The following is a 21,793-nucleotide window of genomic DNA, read 5'->3' as shown; positions in this document are numbered from 1 at the left end:
GCGCATACGTCACGGCAGGAGTTGGCCGCGGCCGCGCGGTTCGGCCGGCGCCAGATCGAAAACGCCGCGGTAGAGGCGGTCGAGCAGAGCCTTGCGGTCGCGCAGCGGCTCCAGTTCGTCCCAGCCCAGCACGTCGCCGACGCGCACGTCGATCGATTTGCCCGACAGCCGCGCGAATTCGTGGATGAGCAGGGAAATGCGCAGCGTTAGCGAAGCCCTGCCGACGAACTTCGCCACACGCCCGTCACGCTCAGCCATGTTCATCGGCCCGCTGACCAGGTGGAACAGCCGGCCGTTCTGACCGAAAAAATGCATTGGGACAACCGATGCCTTGGCATCCTGGACGAGACGGGCCGGAAACATCTTCCACGGTAGATCGCGCGCCCGGCCAAAACCTTTCGGCGCAGTGGCGACGCCGCCCGCGGGAAAGACGACGATGGTGACACCCTCTTTCAGCAGCCGCACCGCCTCGTGGCGCACCGCCATGTTGTTCTTCAACGCGTCCTTGGTCTCTGAAAAATCGATCGGCAGCGAATAAGGCTCCATCTCGCGGATCTTGAGCAGATCCTTGTGGATCATCACGCGGAACGGGCGCTGAAGCTGCTCGGCCAGCGAGAGAACCGCGATGCCGTCGCCGATGCCGAACGGATGATTGGCGACGATCACCAGCGGCGTGTCGGGCAACTTTGCCGGCGGCCATTGGCCGGCGACCCGCACCTGGACATCGATCAACTCGAGCATGCGGCTGAACACGCGCTCGCCGGTCGGCGCCACATGGCGGCGCCAGAAATCATAGAGCGCCGCGAAACGATCGCGGCCGGACAGGCCTTCGATGGAATGGATGAACCAGCGCGTCAATGCCGGCTGATGCGGGCTGGCATAGGAAAGCTCGGGAAACGGTCTTTCGCGCATCTTAAGCTTGAGCATGAGGGCTCGTTACAAGGCTGGCGTGACAAGCATGTGAAAATGGCGGGCATGTGAAAACCGCGGGGCATGTGAAAACGGCGGGGCATGTGAAAAATGGCGGTGGATCGCTCCACCGCCATTCGTTGATGATCTGGCTGAATTCAGGCCGCTCGTTTGCGGTCGGGCGTCACCGCCTCTTCGGCAAGCATCGCCACCGCCTGGCCAAGGCCAAGCGATTCCTGGTCGCGCGAACCGAGGCGGCGGATGTTGACCGTCTCTTCCTCCGCCTCGCGCTTGCCGCAGACGAGGATGACTGGAACCTTGGCCAGGCTGTGCTCGCGGACCTTGTAGTTGATCTTCTCGTTGCGAAGATCGGCTTCCGCCAACAGTCCGGCGGCCTTCAACTGCGCGACGACCTTATGCGCGTAATCGTCGGCTTCGGAGGTGATCGTCGCCACCACCACCTGCAGTGGTGCGAACCACAGCGGAAAATGGCCGGAATAGTTCTCGATCAGGATGCCGAGGAAGCGCTCCATCGAACCGCAGATGGCGCGATGCACCATCACCGGCTGCTTCTTTTCCGAATCCGAGCCGATGTAGAAGGCGCCGAACCGTTCCGGCAGGTTGAAATCGACCTGCGTGGTCCCGCATTGCCAGTCGCGGCCGATGGCGTCGCGCAGCACATATTCGAACTTCGGCCCGTAGAACGTGCCCTCGCCCGGATTGACGCCCGTCTTGATCCGGTTGCCCGACCGCGCCGCGATCTTGTCGAGCACGTCCTGCAGCACGCCCTCGGCATGATCCCACATCGCGTCGGTGCCGACGCGTTTTTCGGGGCGGGTCGCCAGCTTGACGGTGATTTCGTCGAAGCCGAAGTCGGCGTAGGTCGACAGGATCAGGTCGTTGATCTTGATGCACTCGTCGGCGAGCTGTTCCTCGGTGCAGAAGATGTGGGCATCGTCCTGGGTAAAGCCGCGCACGCGCATCAGCCCGTGCAGCGCGCCGGACGGCTCATAGCGATGAACGGCGCCGAATTCAGCCAATCTTACAGGCAGATCTCGGTATGACTTCAATCCATGCTTGAAGATTTGGACATGGCCGGGACAGTTCATCGGCTTCAGCGCGAAGACGCGGTCGTCATCAGTGTCGTCGCCGGCAACCGTCACCTTGAACATATTGTCCCGGTACCAGCCCCAGTGGCCTGAGGTCTCCCACAGGCTCTTGTCGAGCACTTGCGGAGCGTTGACCTCCTGATAGCCGAGGTCATCCAGCCGGCGGCGCATGTAGCTGACCAGGTTCTGGAACATCTTCCAGCCCTTGGCATGCCAGAAGACGACGCCCGGCCCCTCTTCCTGGAAATGGAACAGGTCCATCTCGCGGCCGAGCTTCCTGTGGTCGCGCTTTTCGGCTTCCTCCAGCATGGTCTGGTAAGCGTCGAGCTGCGCCTGGTCGGCCCAGGCCGTGCCGTAGATGCGAGTCAGCATCGGATTGTTGCTGTCGCCGCGCCAATAGGCGCCGGCCACCTTCATCAGCTTGAAAGCGCTGCCGATCTGCCCGGTCGAAGCCATATGCGGGCCGCGGCAGAGGTCGAACCAATCGCCCTGCGCGTAGATCTTGAGGTCCTGATCGTCGGGAATCGCGTCGATCAGCTCCAGCTTGTAGCGCTCGCCCTTGTCGGCGAAGATTTTTTTCGCCTTCTCGCGCGACCAGACCTCTTTGGTGAACGGCTTGTTGCGCGCGATGATCTCGCGCATCTTCTTCTCGATCACCGGGAAATCGTCGGGCGTGAACGGCTCGTTGCGAGCGAAGTCATAGTAGAACCCGTTCTCGATCACCGGCCCGATGGTCACCTGCGTACCCGGCCACAATTCCTGCACGGCTTCGGCCAGCACATGTGCTGCATCATGGCGGATGAGTTCCAGCGCGCGCGGGTCGTCGCGGGTGATGATCTCGACCTTGCCGGACTTGCCGAGCGGGTCGGAAAGATCGCGCACGACGCCGTCGATGCTGTAGGCAACGGCCTTCTTGGCCAGCGATTTCGAGATCGATTCCGCCAGGCCGGCGCCGGTCATCGCCGCTTCATGGTCGCGGACGGAGCCATCGGGAAATGTCAGGGAAACGGAATTCAGCATAGAGTTCTCCTATCCAGTCCCGCAAACGAGCGCGGGTGGTGAAATGCCGGATGCATCCGGCGGCAGTCTTTTATGGGCAGATTCCCGCGCCGTAAAGCGGGATCATTGGTCGCTCAGTCTATTTGATCAGACCAGGCAGATCTTTCAGGAACATCGCCCGCGCCTTGGGGCCTTTGGGCGTGTCCGATCGTTTCGTGTCGACCACGAGGCGGGCAAAGACGATCGTGCGGCCATCCCTTTGCGCCCAGCCGACAAACCAGCCAAGCGAGCGGTTATCCCTGACCTTGTCGGCGTCATTGCCAAGCCTTGTGGTCCCGGTCTTGCCCTGCACCGTCCAGTCTCCTGCCTGGAAGGTCGGCAGGATGATCATCGCGTGGGCCTTGTCCGAAACCGGCAGCTTGCGGTCAAGCAAGCGGCGCAGGAAATTCACCTGTTCGACCGGCGATATCTTGAGGGAGGAATTCACCCAGGACCGGGTGAGCCCATCATCCTTGCCGGCAGTGCCGGAGACGTCGGAGTTGCCGTAGTCGAACTTCGAGACGTAGCCGGCGAACCGCTCGCTGCCAAGCCGCCGGGTGATTTCCCGTGAAAACCACAGGACCGAATCCCTTTCCCAGACCGTCGGGTCGACGGTCTTCTGGTCCCGCTTCACCGCCTTGAACTCCGGCTCGTAGTCCCATGCCGGCGTGTGCTCGTCGCTCAGGATTCCCGCGTCATAGCCGATCAGCGACAAGGGAACCTTGAACGTCGAAGCGGGGCTGAAGCGTTGGTCGCAAACCCCGTCCCGGTACAGCGTCTCGCCGCTTGCAGCATCCAGGATCAACGTGCATTCGACGTCCTTCAGCGGCGCGGATTGAGCGCGGATCGGAAAACCCAGCATCCACGCCAGAAGGTAGAGAACCAAAGCGAAAACGAATGGACGGCGATCTATCTGGCGCATTTGGCAATCTCTCCTGAGGCATGTCAGGAGCGGCTTAGCGAGGCGTCTTGTCTCGATTTTGTCTTAAATGCGCAAGATGCGGTTAACCCTAGCAAACCGTAAAGATCTGCCCGATTGCAGAGCTTGCGCCGCTGCCGGCATCAGCTTTCCCGGCCACTGCGCTTTTTTCCGATCCGCCAATACCGCCAAGGCGTGAACCAGACATAGCGATCGGCCAGCACCTCCGGCACGCGGTCGATGCCATGGGTTCCGAATGGCCCGCAGCGCAGCACCCGGAAAAGCCCCATCCAGCCGCCGGCCCACAGCCCGTGGCGGGCGATCGCCTCATGCGCGTATTCGGAACAGGTCGGCAGATGCCGGCAGGAATTGCCGACAAAGCCGGACAGCGTCAGCTGGTAGAAGCGCACGAGCGACGTGCCGAGAAGACGGCCCGGCGTCTTGCGCCAGGGGCCGGGCCAGTTGCGCCCGCGCTGGAGCGGCCTGGCGACATGCGCATGCTCATGTTGATCGCGCACTAAATTCTCCGCATCCGTTCCCCGAGGGATAGATGTGGACTTCGACCAGAGAACGCAATCCCTTCTGCCCACCGCCCTGCGATCCGCTTCATGATCTTGAACGGCGAACAGGATACCGATCGACCGAAGGCGACCAGCGAGCGGTACCGCCCTGCCTTTCTTCACGGCGTGCGGCATGAGGCCTGTCACGCCATTGAAACGTCGCGATCCGCATGACGTCGCCAAAAATGCTCAAGAACTGGATCATGGCCGCATCTCCTCTAGGCGCCGATTAGACCGCTGCTGGCCTTCGCCCTCAAACGAGTATAATTTCCGCCTCGGATAACTAGAGATTATGCGAATGAAGCGTGGCCGCCTTCCCCTGACGGCGTTGAGAAGTTTCGAAGCGGCCGGCAGGCACCTGAGCTTCAGCCGGGCGGCCGACGAGCTTTTTGTCTCCCAAGCAGCAATCAGCCGCCAGGTCCGCGAGCTTGAGCTGTTCCTCCGCCAGCCTCTGTTCTACCGCCACCATCGCCGCGTCGAGCTTACCGACACCGGCCAACGCTTGCTGGAACAACTCGTCAGAAGTTTCGACGACATTGACGGGCGGCTTTCGGAATTGGTGGCGACGCCGGCCCAGTCGGTGGTCTGCATCAGCGTCGAACCTTCGCTTGCCGCCTCCTGGCTGGTGCCGCGGCTCAATCGATTCCGCCAGTTGCGGCCGGATATCGACATTTCCCTCGATGTCGACCCGCGGCTGATCGAGTTCCGCAGCGATCAGGCCGAACTCGCTCTGCGCTTCAGCGCCCACAGCACCTCATGGCCACGCAGCGAGGCGGAACGCCTGGCGCCGGTCATCGATTCGCCTGTGTTGTCGCCAGCACTTTCAGCATCGGGCCTTGCCCTGGAAAGCCCGGCCGACCTGCGTCGCTACACCTTGCTGCACGAAGAAAATCGCCAGGGCTGGGCGCGCTGGTTCGAGGCTGCGGGCGTATCCGCTGATGCGATACCGGAGCGTGGCCCGCTGCTGGCCGACGCCTCGCTCTCGAAACAGGCTGCCGTGCTGGGGCACGGCGTGGCGTTGGGCGACCTTCTGCTGGTCAAGGAGGAGTTGGCGACCGGTGCGTTGATCAAGCCATTCGACATCAACGTGGTGTGCGGCGCCTATTGGCTGGTGGCCAGGAGCCTGCGCAACCTGTCCGAGCCGGCCGCGGCATTCGCCGATTGGATCCGGTCCGAATTTGCCGAAAGCAGGCGTTTTCTGGAAGGTGCCTAGGCCGCCTGTTCGGCGCGCTTCTTCTCGATCTGGCCGATCGCATCAACCACCGCGTCGAAGGTCAGCATGGTCGAGGCATGGCGCGCCTTGTAGTCGCGCACCGGCCCGAGATATCTGAGGTCGGCGAAGCGGCCTTCGGGCGGCGCGCCATTTTCCTTCAGCATCTTCAGCATCGTCTCGCGAACGCTGCGCAATTCATCCGCGCTGGCGCCGATGACATGTTGCGCCATGATCGACGACGACGCCTGGCCAAGTGCACAGGCCTTCACGTCATGCGCGAAATCGGTGACGACGCCGTCATCCATCTTCAGATCGACGGTCACGGTCGAGCCGCATAGTTTGGAATGCGCGCGCGCGGTTGCGTCTGGATGGTCGAGCCGGCCGATCCGCGCGATATTCCCGGCAAATCCCAGAATTTTCGCATTGTAGACATCGTCGATCATATTTTTCCAATCCGTCGCCGCCGAGCGAACAGCGATTGCCGCTGACGGTCTTCCTTTCGCTCGGCACGATCATATATAATGCTGGTAGTCGGGTATGGACAAGGTAACCAACACCTCGTCCCTGCTCAAATCAGTTCACGCCGCTTACGGGCTGGAAACAGGGCACGTTTCTAACACCCGAAAGGTCGTGGTCCGTTCAACTCGTTCCTCCTGAGAGGGGAACTACGGGAGACGCCTTTATGGATGCCGTCATCAAGAAATTCATGCCCCCGTCCGCCTATCTGGAAAAGCCGGTCACCAATCGGCCGAGCGAAGCCGAAGCCGAGGCCGCGGTTCGCACGCTGTTGCGCTGGGCCGGCGACAATCCGGACCGGGAGGGCCTGGTCGATACGCCAAAGCGTGTGGTCAAGGCCTATCGCGAAATGTTCGGCGGCTATGACAAGTGCCCAGCCGAGGAACTCGGCCGCACCTTCGAGGAAGTCGCCGGCTATGACGACCTTGTCCTCGTCAAGGATATAAGCTTCCATTCGCATTGCGAGCACCACATGGTGCCGATCATCGGCAAGGCGCATGTCGGCTATTTGCCGGACGGCAAGGTTGTTGGCCTGTCCAAGATCGCGCGCGTCGTCGACATCTTCGCCCAGCGCCTGCAGACCCAGGAAGCGATGACCGCACAGATCGCCGGCGTCATCCAGGATGTGCTCAATCCGCGCGGCGTCGCTGTCATGCTCGAAGCCGAGCATATGTGCATGGCCATGCGCGGCATCCGCAAGGAAGGCTCCACGACGCTGACCTCGACCTTCACCGGCGTCTTCAAGGACACGCCCGAGGAACAGGTCCGTTTCGTCACCATGGTGCGCGGCGGCAGGGGCTGACCCCCTCGCCGGTCGCTAGCCATGATCCCGAAAAGTGGGAACCGGTTTTTGCTCCGCTGACCTTCGGTTCGGATAAGATCATGGCCAAACAAGAAAACAGAGCCCCACCCATTCCGATAGAATCGGAATGGGTGGGGCTCTGAACAAGGACCGGCGATGTCGGCACTGGAATTTCCGAAAGCTCCATCAGACAAGAAGGCACTGGAAGAAGGCGCGGTCTTTTCGCCGCGTTTCGATGCCAGCGGTCTCGTCACCGTGGTCGTCACCGACGCCGAAGACGGCATGTTGCTGATGGTCGCGCACATGAACGCCGAAGCGCTGGCGCTGACGCTCGAAACCGGCATCGCTCACTACTGGTCGCGCTCGCGCAATGCTCTGTGGAAGAAGGGCGAGACGTCCGGGAATCTCCAGAACGTCGTCGAGATGCTCACGGATTGTGACCAGGACGCCATATGGTTGCGCGTCAAAGTGATGGGCCACGACGCAACCTGCCACACCGGCCGGCGTTCTTGCTTTTATCGGACGGTGGGGCTGATCGACGGCAAGGGGACGCTTGCCAGCGACGGCAGCAAGCCACTGTTCGATGCGGAAGAAACGTATCGAAAGCCCCATGAACCATCCATATGAATGAACCCATGAACCATCCATATGAATGAACCATTCGTCGAACTGCAGCCACATATATTCATGATTTCGATACGGCCAGCCTGTATATTGGCCGTGGGACAAGGGAGATTGTGATGCTCGAATGGGCGTCATCGCGCAACAGACCGGACGTTCGAGAGGCCAGTGGCCTCTCATCGTCCGCCGGCGCATCCGAAACGAAGCCACCTAAGAAAACAGGCATTTCGCTGGCACTGGGCGGCGGCTGCGCGCGTGGCTGGGCCCATATCGGGGTGTTGCGCGCGCTCGACGAAGCCGGCATCGAAGTGTCGATGATCGCCGGTACCTCGATCGGCGCGCTGGTCGGCGGCTGCTACCTTGCCGGCAAGCTGGATGAGCTGGAAGAATTCGCCAGAAGCCTGACCAGGCGGCGCATCTTTGGTCTTCTCGACCTCAATCTGCGCGGCAGCGGCCTGTTCGGCGGCATGAAGCTTGACGCACGGCTGCGCGAGCATATGGCCGGCATCCGCTTCGAGGATCTGCCCAAGCCTTTTGTCTGCGTCACTTCGGAGATCCGCACCGGCCATGAAATCTGGCTGTCGGGCGGCTCGTTGATCACCGCCATGCGCGCCTCCTACGCACTGCCCGGCGTTTTCGAACCGGTCACCTGCAACGGGCGCGTGCTGGTCGACGGCGCACTGGTCAATCCGGTGCCGGTCTCGGTCTGCCGCGCCTACGAGCAGCCGCTCGTGGTCGCGATAAACCTTCACTACGATCTGTTCGGCCGCGCCGCCGTCATCAAGCACACTGCCGGCGAACTGGTCGCCGAGAAGGACGCGCCAAGGACCGGCCTGGTCGACCCCGAACGCCAGTCCCGCGAAGCGCGCCTCGGCATCACCGGCGTCATGGTCGAAGCCTTCAACATCATCCAGGACCGCATTTCGCGTGCGCGGCTCGCCGGCGACCCGCCCGATATGTCACTGCAGCCAAAACTCGGCCATATCGGCCTGACCGAATTCCACCGCGCCGACGAGGCGATCCGCATCGGTTACCAGGCAACGATGGCCCAGATCGGCGAGCTGGCGCGGCTGCAGACGGTTCTGGCCTAAACGAGATCCCGGGAGCCTGCTCTCAGGCGCGTGCGGCATCGACGATGCGGAACTGAACCGTGCGGTTGCCGTTCCAGTGATTGCCCGACAGCGAGCCGGCGACATGCACAGGCTTGCCCCTGTTCTTGAACAGGAATTCGCCGAGCGCCGTATCGACGGCGCGAAAGGCGATCGCCTGGATGCGGCCGCCGCTTTCTGACTGCAACTCGGCGCGGATATGGTTGGTGCCGACCGGCCTTGCATCGGTAAGCCGATGGCGCGGCAGCGCGAAGACCGGCGCGACGTGTCCGGCTCCGAACGGGCCGGCTTTCTCCAGCGCATCGAGCAGGCCGAGCGTCGCGCCCTCGGCGGCCAGCGCACCGTCGATCGCCAGGCTTTCCTCGCCCTGCAGCCGAAATACGTCGGCCGCCGCGCGTTCTTCAAAGAAGGCCCTGAGCGCGCCAAGTTTCGCCCGCTCCACCGTGATGCCGGCCGCCATGCCATGGCCGCCCCCCTTGACGATCAGCCCGGCATCGGCCGCCTCGCGCACCAGCCTGCCAAGATCGAAGCCCGACACAGAACGGCCTGAACCCGTACCGACGCCATTAGGATTGAAGGCGATGGCGAAGGCGGGCCGGCGCGCATGGTCCTTGAGCCGCGAGGCCAGCAGGCCAACAATGCCCGGATGCCAATTGGAGCTGGCGGTGACGACGATTGCCGGCCCATTGCCGCCGGCAAGCTCGGCATCGGCCTCCACGCGTGCCGCGGCCAGCATTTCCAGTTCCATCTGCTGCCGCTCCTGATTGAGCCGGTCCAGCGTCTCGGCGATGGTGCGGGCCTCGACGGGATCGTCGGTGGCGAGTAGCCGGCTGCCGAGTGCCGCATCGCCGATGCGCCCGCCAGCATTGATGCGCGGGCCGATCAGATAGGCCAGATGGAAGGTGCTGACCGGCTCGCCGATGCGCGAGACCCGCGCCAGCGCCGCCAGCCCCTCGTTCCTCTGCTGGCGCGCCATCTGCAGCCCCTTGACCACGAAGGCGCGGTTGACGCCGGTCAGCGGCACCACGTCGCAGACGGTCGCCAGAGCCACAAGGTCGAGCAAGCCAAGCAGGTCCGGCGGTGCGGCATCCGGCAACCGGCCGCGCAGGATCTTCGCCGTCTGGACCAGAGCCAGGAAGACGACGCCGGCGGCGCAAAGATGGCCCTGGCCCGAAAGGTCGTCCTCGCGATTGGGATTGACGACCGCTTCGGCCAACGGCAACGGGCCGCCGACCTGGTGATGGTCGAGCACCACGACATCGGCGCCCGCCGCCTTCGCCGCGTCGATCGAAACGGCGCTGTTGGTGCCGCAGTCGACGGTGACGATCAGCGTCGCGCCGCGCGAGACGAGTTCGCGCATGGCTTCCGGATTGGGGCCGTACCCCTCGAAGATGCGGTCCGGTATGTAAATCTCCGATGGCACCGAGAAATGCGTGAGAAACCGCTTGAGTAGCGCCGACGAGGCCGCGCCATCGACATCGTAGTCGCCGAAGATCGCCACCTTTTCCCTGGCAATGATCGCCCCGGCGATACGGGCGGCGGCCCTCGCCATGTCTGTCAGCGACGCCGGATCCGGCAAAAGGTCGCGGATGGTCGGATCGAGGAACCGCTCGGTCTGCTCGGCGGTCACGCCGCGCCCGGCAAGGACGCGCGCGACGATGTCCGGCACGCCATGGCCCTGCGCGATGGCGAGTGCGGTCATGTCCTGCCGCTCGGTCAGCCGATGTTCCCACGAAACACCGGTGGCCGACTGTCTGACATCGAGGAAAAAGCGTCTTTCGCCCGTCGTATGACGCGCCGTCTGCAAAATTGTCATGTCTCACAATATGCGACGGCTAAGCAGGACGGTATCAAAACTTTTCCAGATCCTGGTGGCGCGCCTTGATCTCGCGCACCGTGCGTGACGACGAGCGCAGCACGATCGTGTGCGTGGTGATGGAGTTGCGGCCGAACTTGACGCCGGCCAGCATGTTGCCGTCGGTCACGCCGGTTGCCGCAAACAGCACGTCCCCCCGCGCCATGTCCTGCGTGCGGTAGATCCGCTTCGGGTCGGAAATACCCATCTTGGCCGCGCGCTCCACTTTTTGCGGCGTGTCGAGGATCAGCCTTCCCTGCATCTGGCCGCCGGTGCAGCGCAACGCAGCCGCCGCCAGCACGCCCTCCGGCGCACCGCCGGAGCCGAGATAGATGTCGATGCCGGTCTCTTCCGGGTCGGTGGTGTCGATGACGCCGGCGACATCGCCGTCACCGATCAGCCGGATCGCAGCGCCCGTGCCGCGCACGGCTTCGATCAGCCTGCCATGGCGCGGCCGGTCGAGGATGCAGGTGGTGATCTCCGACACTGGAACGCCCTTGGCCTTGGCCAGGCTGGCGATGTTTTCGGCCGGCGAGGCATCGATGTCGATGACGTCATCGGCATAGCCGGGACCGACGGCGATCTTGTCCATATAAACGTCGGGCGCGAACAGGAGGCTGCCCTTTTCCGCAATGGCGATGACCGCCAGCGCATTGGGCAGGTTCTTGGCGCAGATCGTCGTGCCTTCCAGCGGGTCGAGCGCGATATCGACCGCCGGGCCTTTGCCGGAGCCGACCTCCTCGCCGATATAGAGCATCGGAGCCTCGTCGCGCTCGCCCTCGCCGATCACCACCGTGCCCTTGATGGCGAGGCGGTTGAGCTCCTCGCGCATGGCGTCGACCGCGGCCTGGTCGGCGGCTTTTTCGTCACCGCGTCCGCGCAGCCTGGCGGCCGCGACCGCGGCGCGTTCGGTGACGCGCACCAGCTCCATGGTGAGTATCCGGTCGAGGCCGGCGACGATGTTCTGGGCAACGTTCATCGGTGGACAATCCTCGTTGGCGCATCGCCTCCCGCCGGAGGCGCGCTCCTTGTGTCAAAGCTCCATGACAACAGCAAGACCTGGGCAAGCGTTTTTTGAAAACGCAACGATATCAATCGATTGAATGGTAAAGATTACCCTCTACCCTGCCCGCTCTATGCGGATGACCTGCGGCTTGTCGGTCAGATGGCCGTCCTTGGTGATGCCCTCGACGGCCTTGCGCACCGCCGCTTCCGTCGTCTCGTGGGTGACGAGGATGACCGTCTTCTGCAAAGCGGTTTCCGGCCCCGTGGCATGCTGCACGATCGATTCCAGCGAGATGTCGCTGTCGGCCATGCGCTTGGCAATGGCGGCAAAGACGCCGATACGGTCATGCACCGTCAACCGGATGAAATAGCCGCCGGCGTGGCTGCGCATCTGCGCCTTCTTGTAGGGTCGCAATTCCTTCGCCGGCAGGCCGAAGACCGGACCGTGCTGGAAACCCGGCCGGCTCTTGGCGATGTCGGCAATGTCGCCGACCACCGCCGATGCGGTGGCGCTGCCGCCGGCACCGGGACCAGAGAGCAAAAGCTCGCCAAGGATGTCGGTTTCGATGGCCACCGCATTGGTCACGCCGTGCACCTGCGCGATGACCGAGGCCGTCGGCACCATGGTCGGATGCACGCGCTGTTCGATGCCGCTTTCCGTGCGCTGGGCAACGCCGAGCAGTTTTATCCGGTAGCCGAGATCGGCGGCCGCGCGGATGTCGGCCTGGCTGATGTTGGAAATCCCTTCCATGTAGATGTCGTTGGCGGCGATCCTCGTGCCAAAGGCAAGGCTGGTCAGGATCGACAGCTTGTGCGCGGTGTCGTGGCCCTCGATGTCGAAGGTCGGGTCGGCCTCCGCATAGCCCAGCCGCTGCGCGTCCTTCAGGCAGGCGTCGAACGACAGGCCCTCGGCTTCCATGCGGGTCAGGATATAGTTGCAGGTGCCGTTGAGGATGCCGAAGACGCGGGTCACCGAATTGCCGGCCATCGCCTCGCGCATCGTCTTGATGACCGGAATGCCGCCCGCCACCGCCGCCTCGTAATTGAGCAGCACACCCTTCTTCTCGGCGATCTCGGCCAGCGCCACGCCATGCTTGGCGAGCAGCGCCTTGTTGGCGGTGACGACGTGGCGGCCGGCTTCAAGTGCTGCTTTCACGGATGATCGCGACGGCCCCTCGTCGCCGCCGATCAACTCGACGAAGACATCGATGTCGGCGGTCTGCGCCATTTCCACCGGATCGTCGAACCACTTGGCCGCGCTGAGATCGACGCCGCGGTCGCGTTTGCGATCGCGGGCCGAGACGGCTGACACGACGACCTCGCGGCCGCATTGCCGCGTCAGTTCAGCCGCCTTGTCGCGCAGCACGCGCGCCACCGACGCGCCGACGGTGCCGAGACCGGCAATTCCAACACGCAACGCTTCGGCCATGTCCGGCGACGCCCCTCAAGGATTTGGTAGATGTGATATCAGGCAACTCAACGATGCGCGGCGAGCGGCACCACATTGTTGGGCTGCTTGGCGCTGGACGCCAGGAAGCGCTTGATGTTCCGCGCCGCCTGCCGGATCCGGTGCTCGTTCTCGACCAGCGCGATGCGCACGTGATCGTCGCCATGCTCGCCGAAGCCGACGCCCGGCGCCACCGCCACGTCGGCGTGCTCGATCAGAAGCTTGGAGAATTCGAGCGAACCGAGATGCTTGAACGGCTCCGGTATAGGCGCCCAGGCAAACATCGATGCCGCCGGCGCAGGAATCGCCCAGCCGGCGCGGCTGAAAGCATCGACCATGACGTCGCGACGCTTGCGGTAGATGTCGCGCACTTCGGCGATATCGGCGCCGTCGCCGTTGAGCGCGTGCGCGGCCGCCACCTGGATCGGTGTGAAGGCACCATAGTCGAGGTAGGATTTGACCCGCGTCAGCGCCGATATCAGCCGCTCGTTGCCGACGGCGAACCCCATGCGCCAGCCGGGCATGGAAAAGGTCTTCGACATCGAGGTGAACTCGACCGCCACGTCGATGGCGTCCGGCACCTGCAGCACCGAGGGCGGCGGATTGCCGTCGAAATAGATCTCCGAATAGGCGAGGTCCGACAGGATGATGATGTCGTTCTTCCTGGCGAAGGCCACCACGTCCTTGTAGAAATCGAGCGAGGCGACCAGCGCCGTCGGGTTCGATGGATAATTGAGGATCAACGCCAGCGGCTTCGGGATCGAATGGCGGATGCCGCGCTCCAACGCCGGAATGAAACCGTCGTCCGGCTCCACCTGCAATGAGCGGATAACGCCGCCCGACATGATGAAACCGAAAGCGTGGATCGGATAGGTCGGATTGGGGCACAGGATCACGTCGCCGGGCGCGGTGATCGCCTGCGCCATGTTGGCGAAGCCTTCTTTCGAGCCCAGCGTCGCCACCACTTGTGTGTCCGGGTCGAGTTTCACGCCGAAACGGCGGGCATAGTAACTGGCCTGGGCGCGGCGCAGGCCCGGAATGCCGCGCGACGACGAATAGCGATGCGTGCGTGGATCGCGCACCACCTCGCACAATTTGTCGACGATGGCCTTGGGCGTCGGCAGGTCCGGGTTGCCCATGCCAAGGTCGATGATGTCGGCGCCGCGCGAACGGGCACTGGCCTTCAGCCGGTTGACCTGCTCGAAGACATAAGGCGGAAGCCTGCGGACCTTGTGAAATTCTTCCATGTCAATTCCAGAGATGGTTTTCGGCGCGATATAACCCTATTTGCAGGTAGGGTCGAGGGCGGGATCGCAATTGGCCTCGATCTGCTTCAGCGCATCGGCGCCGTGCTTCCTTGCCAGCGTGTTCAACGCCGCCGTGTTCGCGACCCTGACCGCACCGCCCCTGGAGCCCTGCACCTGCCCGTCGGCCTTCAACTGGGCGAGCTTGGCGTTCTTCTCCTCCTCGGTGAATTGCTCCGCCGCCACTTGCGGCGGGATGTTCAGGTTCGGATAGGCGCCGGTATCCTTTGGCCCCTCGACGAGGCTGGCGGCAGGTGCTGCACCCTCGATGTTGGTGCTCGAACAGCCGGCGATCGCCAGCAAGACGACCGCCGCGCCCATGCGGCAAAAACGACCAGTGCCGGAAAAAACAGTTTCGCCAATATTAATCGTCATATTGTTTCCTTAGGCAGCCGGGGTAGAGCGCGTTGGACCCTGTCGGATGTCCCATGATAATATGTCAAGAAAACGCTTCGGGAGGAACCCCGCGAACCATGTCCAAAAGACCCGATTCGGGCAAAGCGGAAGATGACCAGGCTTCGACCGTCGAGCAATATCTGGTGAAGGACCCGGAACGCTTCGCCTTGAACATGGCACGCATGATCGAGCAGGCCGGCAAGGCGGCTTCCGCATGGGCCGAGCCGCGGGAAAAAGGCGAGGTGCGCGACCATGTCGCCGAGCCGGTCGTCGACATGGTGAAAACCTTCTCCAAGCTCAGCGAATATTGGCTTTCCGATCCGCAGCGCGCGCTGGAGGCGCAGACGCGGCTGTTCTCCGGCTACATGACCGTCTGGGCCAACTCCATCCAGCGCATCGGCGCCGGCGGCCAAGATACCGACGACGCGGTCAAGCCCGAGGGCGGCGACAAGCGTTTCCAGGACCCTGAATGGGGCCGCAACGCTTTCTTCGACTTCCTCAAGCAGGCCTATCTCGTCACCTCGCGCTGGGCGGCCGAGCTGGTCGAGCACGCCGACGGCCTGGACGAGCACACCCGCCACAAGGCCAGCTTCTACGTCAAGCAGGTGTCCAACGCCATCTCGCCGTCGAATTTCATCCTGACCAACCCGGAGCTGTTTCGCGAGACCATCGCCTCGAACGGCGAAAACCTGGTGCGCGGCATGAAGATGCTGGCCGAGGACATCGCCGCCGGCAAGGGTGACCTGAAACTGAGGCAGGCCGATTATTCGCCCTTCGAGATCGGCAAGAACCTGGCCATGACACCCGGCAAGGTGGTGGGCCGCAGCGATGTCGCCGAGATCCTGCAGTACGATCCAGCGACCGAGACCGTGCTCAAGCGGCCGCTGCTGATCTGCCCGCCATGGATCAACAAATTCTACATCCTCGATCTCAACCCGCAAAAGTCCTTCATCCGCTGGGCGGTCGAGCAGGGCCACACTGTCTTCGTCATCTCCTGGATCAACCCGGACGAGCGGCACGGCACCAAGGGTTGGGAGGCCTATATCAGAGAGGGCCTGCAATATGGCCTGGACACGATCGAAAAGGCCACCGGCGAAAAGGAAGTCAACGCCATCGGCTATTGCGTCGGCGGCACGCTTCTGGCGGCGGCCCTTGCGCTGATGGCGCAGGAAGGCGACCACCGCATCAAATCGGCCACCTTCTTCACCACGCAGGTCGACTTCACCCATGCCGGCGACCTGAAAGTGTTCGTCGATGAGGAGCAGGTCGCGGCCGTCGAAAAGGCGATGAACGAGAAAGGCTATCTCGACGGCACCAAGATGGCGACCGCCTTCAACATGCTGCGCTCTGGCGACCTGATCTGGCCCTATGTCGTCAACAACTATATGCGCGGCAAGGACCTCCTGCCCTTCGACCTGCTCTACTGGAACGCCGATTCGACCCGCATGGCCGCGGCCAACCATTCTTTCTACCTGCGCAATTGCTATCTCGAGAACAGACTTTCGAAAGGCATGATGGAGCTGGCCGGGCGCATGGTTTCGCTCGCTGACGTCACCATCCCGGTTTACAACCTCGCCTCGAAGGAAGACCATATCGCGCCGGCGCTTTCGGTGTTCCTCGGTTCGAAATATTTCGGCGGCGAGGTCGAGTATGTGATGGCAGGCTCCGGCCACATCGCCGGCGTCGTCAACCCGCCGGCGGCGCAGAAATATCATTACTGGACCGGCGGCAAACCAACGGGCGACTTGGATCGATGGATCGCCAACGCCACGAACCATCCCGGCTCCTGGTGGCCGCACTGGCAACGCTGGATCGAGGCCAGGGACAATACGCGCGTGCCGGCCCGCAAACCGGGCAAGCACATGAAAACCCTGGGGGATGCGCCAGGCACCTATGTCAAGGTGCGTGTGTAACATTCTGTAATGTCTGGTGAGTTGACGCGCCTGCCAAAGAGGGCGAAATGGTGTCGTCAACCCTTAGGTAGCCTCGATTCACCTCTAGCCGTCGAATTACTTTGAGGCTTGCAGATTTGACACAGGTCTCGTTTCCGGTTCGGGGACAAGGATTATTTCGGCGAGACGTTTCAACGCCACGCCAATGACGTACCGGCCGGACATCGAGGGGGAATTTTGTTTTGAAATCAGCGGGATCGCGCTTTGCGAAGGGAGAAGGCCGCGCTATTGCGGCAGCGCTTTTCTCCGTGCTCCTGGCGTCCTGCACCTCGACCAGTGACCCGACAATGTCCGTCGGCATGCCTGGCTACAATGCCTCGTCCATGGACAATAGCACGGCCGCGGGCACGCAACAGGTCGCCGCAGATTCGTCCTCGCAGATGACGACTTCACAGATGACGATGACCGCCGAGGGCGACGCAGCCCTTCCCGAGCAGGTCGCTTATGTGCCAGTGGCGAAGCCGGGGACCCAGGGCGGAGCCCGGTCCGATGCCGGCTTCCCCGTCACGGCTCCCGCGGGCGCGGAGGCGACTGCGGGCCAGACGCCGCAGCCACAGGAACAGCCCGCGCAGACGGTGGAACAGGCCGACGCGGCTGCGCAGAAGACGGAAACGGCCGATGCCGGCACAGCCGCGCCGAAGAAGGCCGAAGCCGCCGCGCCGGCGATGAACAATCCGGTCTATGTGACCGCCGGAGAGCCGCAGCCGCAAGCCTATGCGCCAAAGAAGAAGGGGTTCCTCGCCTCTTTGTTCAGCGCCACGCCCGCCTCGGCGGCACCTGCTCCGCAGGCCAACAACAGGTCGGGCGAGCAACCGATGGCCGCCCAGCCCGAGGCGGCGGCGGCAAAGCCGACGATCACGCTGGCCTCGGCCAAATCGGCTGAAAAGCCGGTGCAACTGGCTTCGATCGGCGATACCAGCCATTTCACCGACGACGCGCTGCCTGGCGTACGCAAGACCGCACTCTTCGAGATCAAGCGCAAATCCGGCCTCGACGACGAGAGCGACGTCGATCTCAACGAGGATGAAGGCGGCGCCTATCAGGTGGCATCCGCCGCCGGCCTTGCCCGACTGGCGCCCAACGGTCTTTTGAAGCAGACCGAGAATGTCGACGTCGCCTGCCTGAAGCCTTCGCTGGTCCGTGTGCTGAAGACGATCGAGGGCCACTACGGCAAGAAGATGATCGTCACCTCCGGCTACCGCGATCCCGCCCGCAACCGTCGCGCAAACGGCGCCAAGAATTCGCTGCACATGTATTGCGCCGCCGCCGACATCCAGGTTCCGGGCGTCTCGAAATTGCAGCTGGCAAAGTACATCCGCAGCATGCCCGGGCGCGGCGGCGTCGGCACCTACTGCCACACCGAATCCGTTCACATCGACGTCGGTCCCGAGCGCGATTGGAACTGGCGCTGCCGCCGTCGGCGGTAACGGCTGGTCTTCCTCTGGTTTACGAAAACGTCCGCAGTGTGCCGTCCGAGAACGGCATGCAATGCAGCGCCGAACCGATTGAATCGCCAAAAACGCGCGGTTCTGCGGCCATTGAAAAAAGTTGTCGCAGGCAGCTGCAGACGGGTTGCCGGTTTGGCGCGACGCAACTATAAGCGCTCAATCTGAGCGCGCCCATCGTCTAGCGGTCAGGACACCGCCCTTTCACGGCGGTAACAGGGGTTCGATTCCCCTTGGGCGTACCAGGCTTTTCAAGCAATTGGCCGAAAACTCCCCCTTCCCTATCCAATATTTGGCCAATTTCCGCACAGAAACCGGCGAGATTGCTTGGTGGGGGCTTTGGTGCACTCGGCAGGGATCGAACCTGCATCTGCCCGAGACTTGGGTGGTGGCTCTATCCTGGTTGAGCTACGAGCGCGAACATTTTGGCAGTCTAAAAGGGCAAGTGTCGTTTTATCAACTCGGAGATTGGGGGTAACCGGCACCTGCAATGGAAGTAAGGCCGCGCATGTCGCATCACCATTGCTAAATTAGCAATTATGCATGAACTGGCTACAGTGTTGCCAGCCGGCGCCGCCCCTCCTCAACGCCCCGCCGGTTAGGCTCGGCGGCCTCTCGATCATTCGGCTGTCGAGCCGCCCCTGCCACCGGCATCAGAGGTTCCGACCACCATCGGCCGGTTAAGCCGGAAGCGGAGATCCTAAAGCCCCGCCGCTCCATTTGCGATGCGGCGAGGCCATCCGCCCCTTGCTGACCCACGCAATTGCGATGCCAGGCGTGTCGACCCCATTACGGGGCACCTTTAAGGGCGGCCTGTTCACAGTTGAGAGGGGCTGTATCAAGCGGATCGATTGAATATCGACTTTGCCGTAAAGAGTCTTGAGCTGGAACGCTTGCTTGTCTCGAGGGTTGGGATGCAGGAGATGCAGGCGTGGCCAAGAAGCCGTCTATCGCCGAAACATTGCGACGAACCTCTGACCAACTGAAGAGGATCCGGAAACGCGTCGCCGTTGGCGGTCACGTGGACCAGATGCAAGAGGTCGATGCCCTGGTAGGCCTCGCCAAAGAAGTGGCCGACCGGCAACTGGCCGGGTTGGAAACCCCGGCAGATGAAAACGATGGCTCCGTGCAAGACGGTGACGATGCAAAGGACTGAGCGTCGTCGACCGCCTCCCGACATTCCGCGATCACGGAATTACTTTGATCGCCAAGCTCGGTATTATCCAACGGCAGCGGACCCCAAACCGCCTGGCCGGTGCCCCATCAGGCCCCCCGCCAACTGTTGGTGCCGGCCATCTTCGATTGCAGATCTGGGTAGGCGCGCCCTTCTTGCGAACGCTCGACGGCAAATGTTGGCGCGTCATCAAGGTTCCATTCATGGCCAGCCCAGTCATGCCGCTGTTTGCCTCCAGTTTGAGAGTCCGATCAGCGGATCGGCCGATGGTACCGCGGCGTCGGCGGCGAGAAGTTTGTTGAATCCGGTTTTGCTGGGCTTGCGTTTCATGGAAACCCCCAATGCCTCCATCTGCTGGCCGGCCCCCCGGTACTCACTCGTTTAGGCATGGATTCGGCTCCAGGCTCATCCGATTTGACGGCCAGTCGAACGGAACATGACCATTTTACTAAATTAGCGATGATACATGACGGGGCTATAGTTCGCGCCAGCCGGACACCCCGTACCGCCAGCCGGTCAGGCCCGGCGGCCGGCTGTTGGTCACCCCAATGGGGAGCTGCTGGGCCGCCTGAACTCCTTCTACGGATGGCGCGGCCTTAGCTCGCGACTCCGCATCAGAATTTGGGATGACTGCCTCACCGTGCATGGCGTCGGGTTGGTATGGTGCAAGCTAAATCGTCCCTTGGCCTTCTCACGAGTCCTAGACAGGGACGGTGATGATCTGCGGGAGTCGAAAGAGGTAGTGTGCTGAGAGTTCTGCAAATTCGCTGAACGAGGGCGGTCATGGCAGGCTCACATGGGGAAGCGCCGGTCAAGTGGGATTAGCTTGTCATATCGATGCCCTTTCAAATTATGGGATCCAGGTTGAGCCCGACTTGCATGACTCGCTCGTTAACCGAGCAGATCAACCTCACATTCGGTCGCCGCTCTTTCACGGCTGCACCAATATCCCGCTTACGGCGGCTGGGCTCAGGCGACGAGACCATTCTGAGTGAGCGGCGTTTTAGGCCAGCCTGCCATGCGGTTCGTCCACCTGCATCCGTCAGGACTGATCAGGCCCTGGGGAATGAGACAGCTTGTTATGCGGCTTTCATCAAGGCGCCCTCGATGATGACGCCGGATGTCGCGTATTTCCAGAGAGCAATCAGGAGCTTTCGCGCGAGCGCGACGATTGTGGTCTTCTTCAAGCGACCTCCGTTACGTCTCAGCCTGGATTGGAACCACAGTGTAAGGTTCGACCGCGGCTGGTGGCGTATCCAAAGCCAAGCGAGCTGGACCATGGTGGTTCGCAACCGTGGATTGCCAGCTTTGGACACACCTTGTTCGCGGTCGACTTGGCCACTTTGCCACGGCGTTGGCGCTAGGCCTGCGTAGGCGGCCACCTGCCTGCGATTGTCAAAATGTCGAAAGAGGCCTTCATGACAGAGGACAGCAGCAAACTCCGGGCCAATCCCTTTGATGTCTATTAGGAGCTTGGCGGGACTGTGGATTACCTTTTCTTCCGCATGCAGAAGTTTGTCACGCTCGATCTCTATCTCTTTAACCTGTGCGAGCAATAGCTCGAGGCGGTCGAGCTCGCGGCTGATCTGGGCTTTAAGATGAGGCGGCAGCGATCTCCCATCTCCGGTTACGAGTTCCTCAAGTCGATCCCTGCGATCTCGATTGAGCGGTTCGTAATCCGTGATCCCCTGTGCGAAGAGCAGCCCCTTTATCCGGTTGACGTGACATACCCGTTCGGTTGTAAGTACCTTGCGTTCGCGACAGATACGCCGGCGGTCCTCCTGCTCCGGTGTTGGCTCTTTGACCATTGCACATATGCGCGGTTCGCCTCGCTTGAAGGCAAGAAGAGAGCGAACGAGTGTTTCACCATCGATCTTGTCGGTCTTGGCTCGGCGACTGCGACGAGACACTGCGATAGAAGCGGGATCAACGACGTAGCTCTCGATCCCCGCCCTGCTCAGAACCCGATGGATCCAGAAGCCATCGAGCCCGGCTTCCTGGATAGTGACGACGGGGAAGTCTCGCCCCATGCGTGCTCTTGCCTTCTCTCGCACGCTATCGAAGCGACGGAACAAGGCGGATAAATCACCACTGGGGACACTGTGTTTCGACAACTTCTCGCCGCCACCTGGCGACAACGACGTGATCAGCCAGGTTGAACGGCTGAGCTCCAGCGACACAAAGATTGCGCCCAGATCAGTCCGGATAGCAGTCAGAGTTTCGGATCGGTCGGCCACTACATGCATGGTATTCCTCCACGGGGTGTTTGTTAGCAGCGTCACTCTGCCAGAGCACTCGCCGCTATCCATCCGTCCCCATGGGATCTGGTGATGTTCAACGTCACCTGATTCCCGCGAAGGAACGCCACCATGACCAAGACTGAAAGTAAGACCGCCAGCGCCGCCGTCAAAGACATTCT

At 62.4% G+C, this 21,793-nt stretch carries 18 protein-coding genes and 2 tRNA genes; 8 read left to right on the top strand and 12 right to left on the bottom strand.

Annotated elements, in window-relative coordinates; translation table 11 throughout:
• Positions 1-9 precede the first annotated feature (9 nt).
• The 4 genes from IQ26_RS01585 to yidD form a co-directional block, all read right to left on the bottom strand.
• Complete coding sequence (locus tag IQ26_RS01585) at positions 10-927, bottom strand: lysophospholipid acyltransferase family protein (protein ID WP_145711728.1); 918 nt, start codon at positions 925-927, stop codon at positions 10-12.
• 140 nt (positions 928-1,067) lie between these two features.
• Entirely contained in the window at positions 1,068-3,038 is a 1,971-nt protein-coding gene (gene thrS, locus IQ26_RS01580; protein ID WP_145711725.1) for a threonine--tRNA ligase, read from the bottom strand.
• Positions 3,039-3,156: 118 nt separating this feature from the next.
• Positions 3,157-3,978 (bottom strand): class D beta-lactamase, encoded by an 822-nt coding sequence (gene blaOXA, locus IQ26_RS01575; RefSeq protein WP_145711722.1) that lies wholly within the window; start codon positions 3,976-3,978, stop codon positions 3,157-3,159.
• A 140-nt stretch (positions 3,979-4,118) separates the two neighbouring features.
• Entirely contained in the window at positions 4,119-4,493 is a 375-nt protein-coding gene (gene yidD, locus IQ26_RS01570) for a membrane protein insertion efficiency factor YidD (RefSeq protein ID WP_145711719.1), read from the bottom strand.
• Between the two features lie 340 nt (positions 4,494-4,833).
• Between yidD and IQ26_RS01565 the strand changes: the two genes are divergently transcribed.
• Entirely contained in the window at positions 4,834-5,748 is a 915-nt protein-coding gene (locus IQ26_RS01565) for a LysR substrate-binding domain-containing protein (RefSeq protein WP_145711715.1), read from the top strand.
• Here the strand turns inward: IQ26_RS01565 and IQ26_RS01560 are convergent.
• Positions 5,745-6,191 (bottom strand): iron-sulfur cluster assembly scaffold protein, encoded by a 447-nt coding sequence (locus tag IQ26_RS01560; RefSeq protein WP_145711712.1) that lies wholly within the window; start codon positions 6,189-6,191, stop codon positions 5,745-5,747. The two genes, IQ26_RS01565 and IQ26_RS01560, sit on opposite strands and share 4 nt — an antisense overlap.
• Positions 6,192-6,430: 239 nt before the next feature.
• On the opposite strand from IQ26_RS01560, the gene folE reads away from it, so the two are divergent.
• The 3 genes from folE (at position 6,431) to IQ26_RS01545 (ending at position 8,778) form a co-directional block, all read left to right on the top strand.
• Positions 6,431-7,066, top strand: a complete 636-nt coding sequence (folE, locus tag IQ26_RS01555; RefSeq protein ID WP_145711707.1) for a GTP cyclohydrolase I FolE — start codon at positions 6,431-6,433, stop codon at positions 7,064-7,066.
• A gap of 156 nt (positions 7,067-7,222) precedes the next feature.
• Positions 7,223-7,693: a phosphoribosyl-AMP cyclohydrolase gene (hisI, locus tag IQ26_RS01550; RefSeq protein WP_145711702.1), complete on the top strand. Its 471-nt coding sequence runs from the start codon at positions 7,223-7,225 to the stop codon at positions 7,691-7,693.
• Between the two features lie 113 nt (positions 7,694-7,806).
• On the top strand, positions 7,807-8,778 hold the full coding sequence (locus IQ26_RS01545) for a patatin family protein (protein WP_126041630.1): 972 nt from the start codon (positions 7,807-7,809) through the stop codon (positions 8,776-8,778).
• A 22-nt stretch (positions 8,779-8,800) separates the two neighbouring features.
• On the opposite strand, the gene recJ is transcribed toward IQ26_RS01545, so the two are convergent.
• From recJ to IQ26_RS01520, 5 genes are all read right to left on the bottom strand, one after another.
• Complete coding sequence (recJ, locus tag IQ26_RS01540) at positions 8,801-10,612, bottom strand: single-stranded-DNA-specific exonuclease RecJ (RefSeq protein ID WP_145711698.1); 1,812 nt, start codon at positions 10,610-10,612, stop codon at positions 8,801-8,803.
• A gap of 34 nt (positions 10,613-10,646) precedes the next feature.
• The gene (gene glpX, locus IQ26_RS01535; protein ID WP_145711695.1) at positions 10,647-11,630 is read right to left on the bottom strand and encodes a class II fructose-bisphosphatase; all 984 of its coding nucleotides are present in this window, start codon (positions 11,628-11,630) and stop codon (positions 10,647-10,649) included.
• Positions 11,631-11,771: 141 nt separating this feature from the next.
• The gene (locus tag IQ26_RS01530) at positions 11,772-13,085 is read right to left on the bottom strand and encodes a homoserine dehydrogenase (protein WP_145711691.1); all 1,314 of its coding nucleotides are present in this window, start codon (positions 13,083-13,085) and stop codon (positions 11,772-11,774) included.
• 47 nt (positions 13,086-13,132) lie between these two features.
• The gene (locus IQ26_RS01525) at positions 13,133-14,350 is read right to left on the bottom strand and encodes an LL-diaminopimelate aminotransferase (protein WP_145711686.1); all 1,218 of its coding nucleotides are present in this window, start codon (positions 14,348-14,350) and stop codon (positions 13,133-13,135) included.
• A gap of 36 nt (positions 14,351-14,386) precedes the next feature.
• Positions 14,387-14,782 carry a hypothetical protein gene (locus IQ26_RS01520; RefSeq protein ID WP_145711681.1) on the bottom strand — a complete coding sequence of 132 codons (396 nt, stop codon included), beginning with the start codon at positions 14,780-14,782 and terminating at the stop codon, positions 14,387-14,389.
• 98 nt (positions 14,783-14,880) lie between these two features.
• On the opposite strand from IQ26_RS01520, the gene phaC reads away from it, so the two are divergent.
• The 3 genes from phaC (at position 14,881) to IQ26_RS01505 (ending at position 18,445) form a co-directional block, all read left to right on the top strand.
• Positions 14,881-16,716, top strand: coding sequence for a class I poly(R)-hydroxyalkanoic acid synthase (gene phaC, locus IQ26_RS01515; RefSeq protein ID WP_145711677.1), 1,836 nt, complete (start codon positions 14,881-14,883; stop codon positions 16,714-16,716).
• Between the two features lie 326 nt (positions 16,717-17,042).
• The gene (locus tag IQ26_RS01510) at positions 17,043-18,182 is read left to right on the top strand and encodes a YcbK family protein (RefSeq protein ID WP_240546969.1); all 1,140 of its coding nucleotides are present in this window, start codon (positions 17,043-17,045) and stop codon (positions 18,180-18,182) included.
• A 188-nt stretch (positions 18,183-18,370) separates the two neighbouring features.
• Positions 18,371-18,445 (top strand) — tRNA-Glu (locus IQ26_RS01505).
• 95 nt (positions 18,446-18,540) lie between these two features.
• Here IQ26_RS01505 and IQ26_RS01500 read toward each other — a convergent pair.
• Positions 18,541-18,618: transfer RNA gene (locus IQ26_RS01500), tRNA-OTHER, on the bottom strand.
• 513 nt (positions 18,619-19,131) lie between these two features.
• On the opposite strand from IQ26_RS01500, the gene IQ26_RS01495 reads away from it, so the two are divergent.
• Positions 19,132-19,356: a hypothetical protein gene (locus IQ26_RS01495; protein WP_145711669.1), complete on the top strand. Its 225-nt coding sequence runs from the start codon at positions 19,132-19,134 to the stop codon at positions 19,354-19,356.
• A 1,097-nt stretch (positions 19,357-20,453) separates the two neighbouring features.
• Here IQ26_RS01495 and IQ26_RS01490 read toward each other — a convergent pair.
• Positions 20,454-21,620, bottom strand: a complete 1,167-nt coding sequence (locus tag IQ26_RS01490) for an IS110 family RNA-guided transposase (RefSeq protein ID WP_162457839.1) — start codon at positions 21,618-21,620, stop codon at positions 20,454-20,456.
• Between the last annotated feature and the right edge of the window lie 173 nt (positions 21,621-21,793).

It is taken from the genome of Mesorhizobium tianshanense, from assembly GCF_007830515.1.
GTDB lineage: Bacteria > Pseudomonadota > Alphaproteobacteria > Rhizobiales > Rhizobiaceae > Mesorhizobium > Mesorhizobium tianshanense.
The sequence above is the reverse complement of the archived record's forward strand: the minus strand, read 5'-3'. Positions and strand labels throughout refer to the sequence as shown.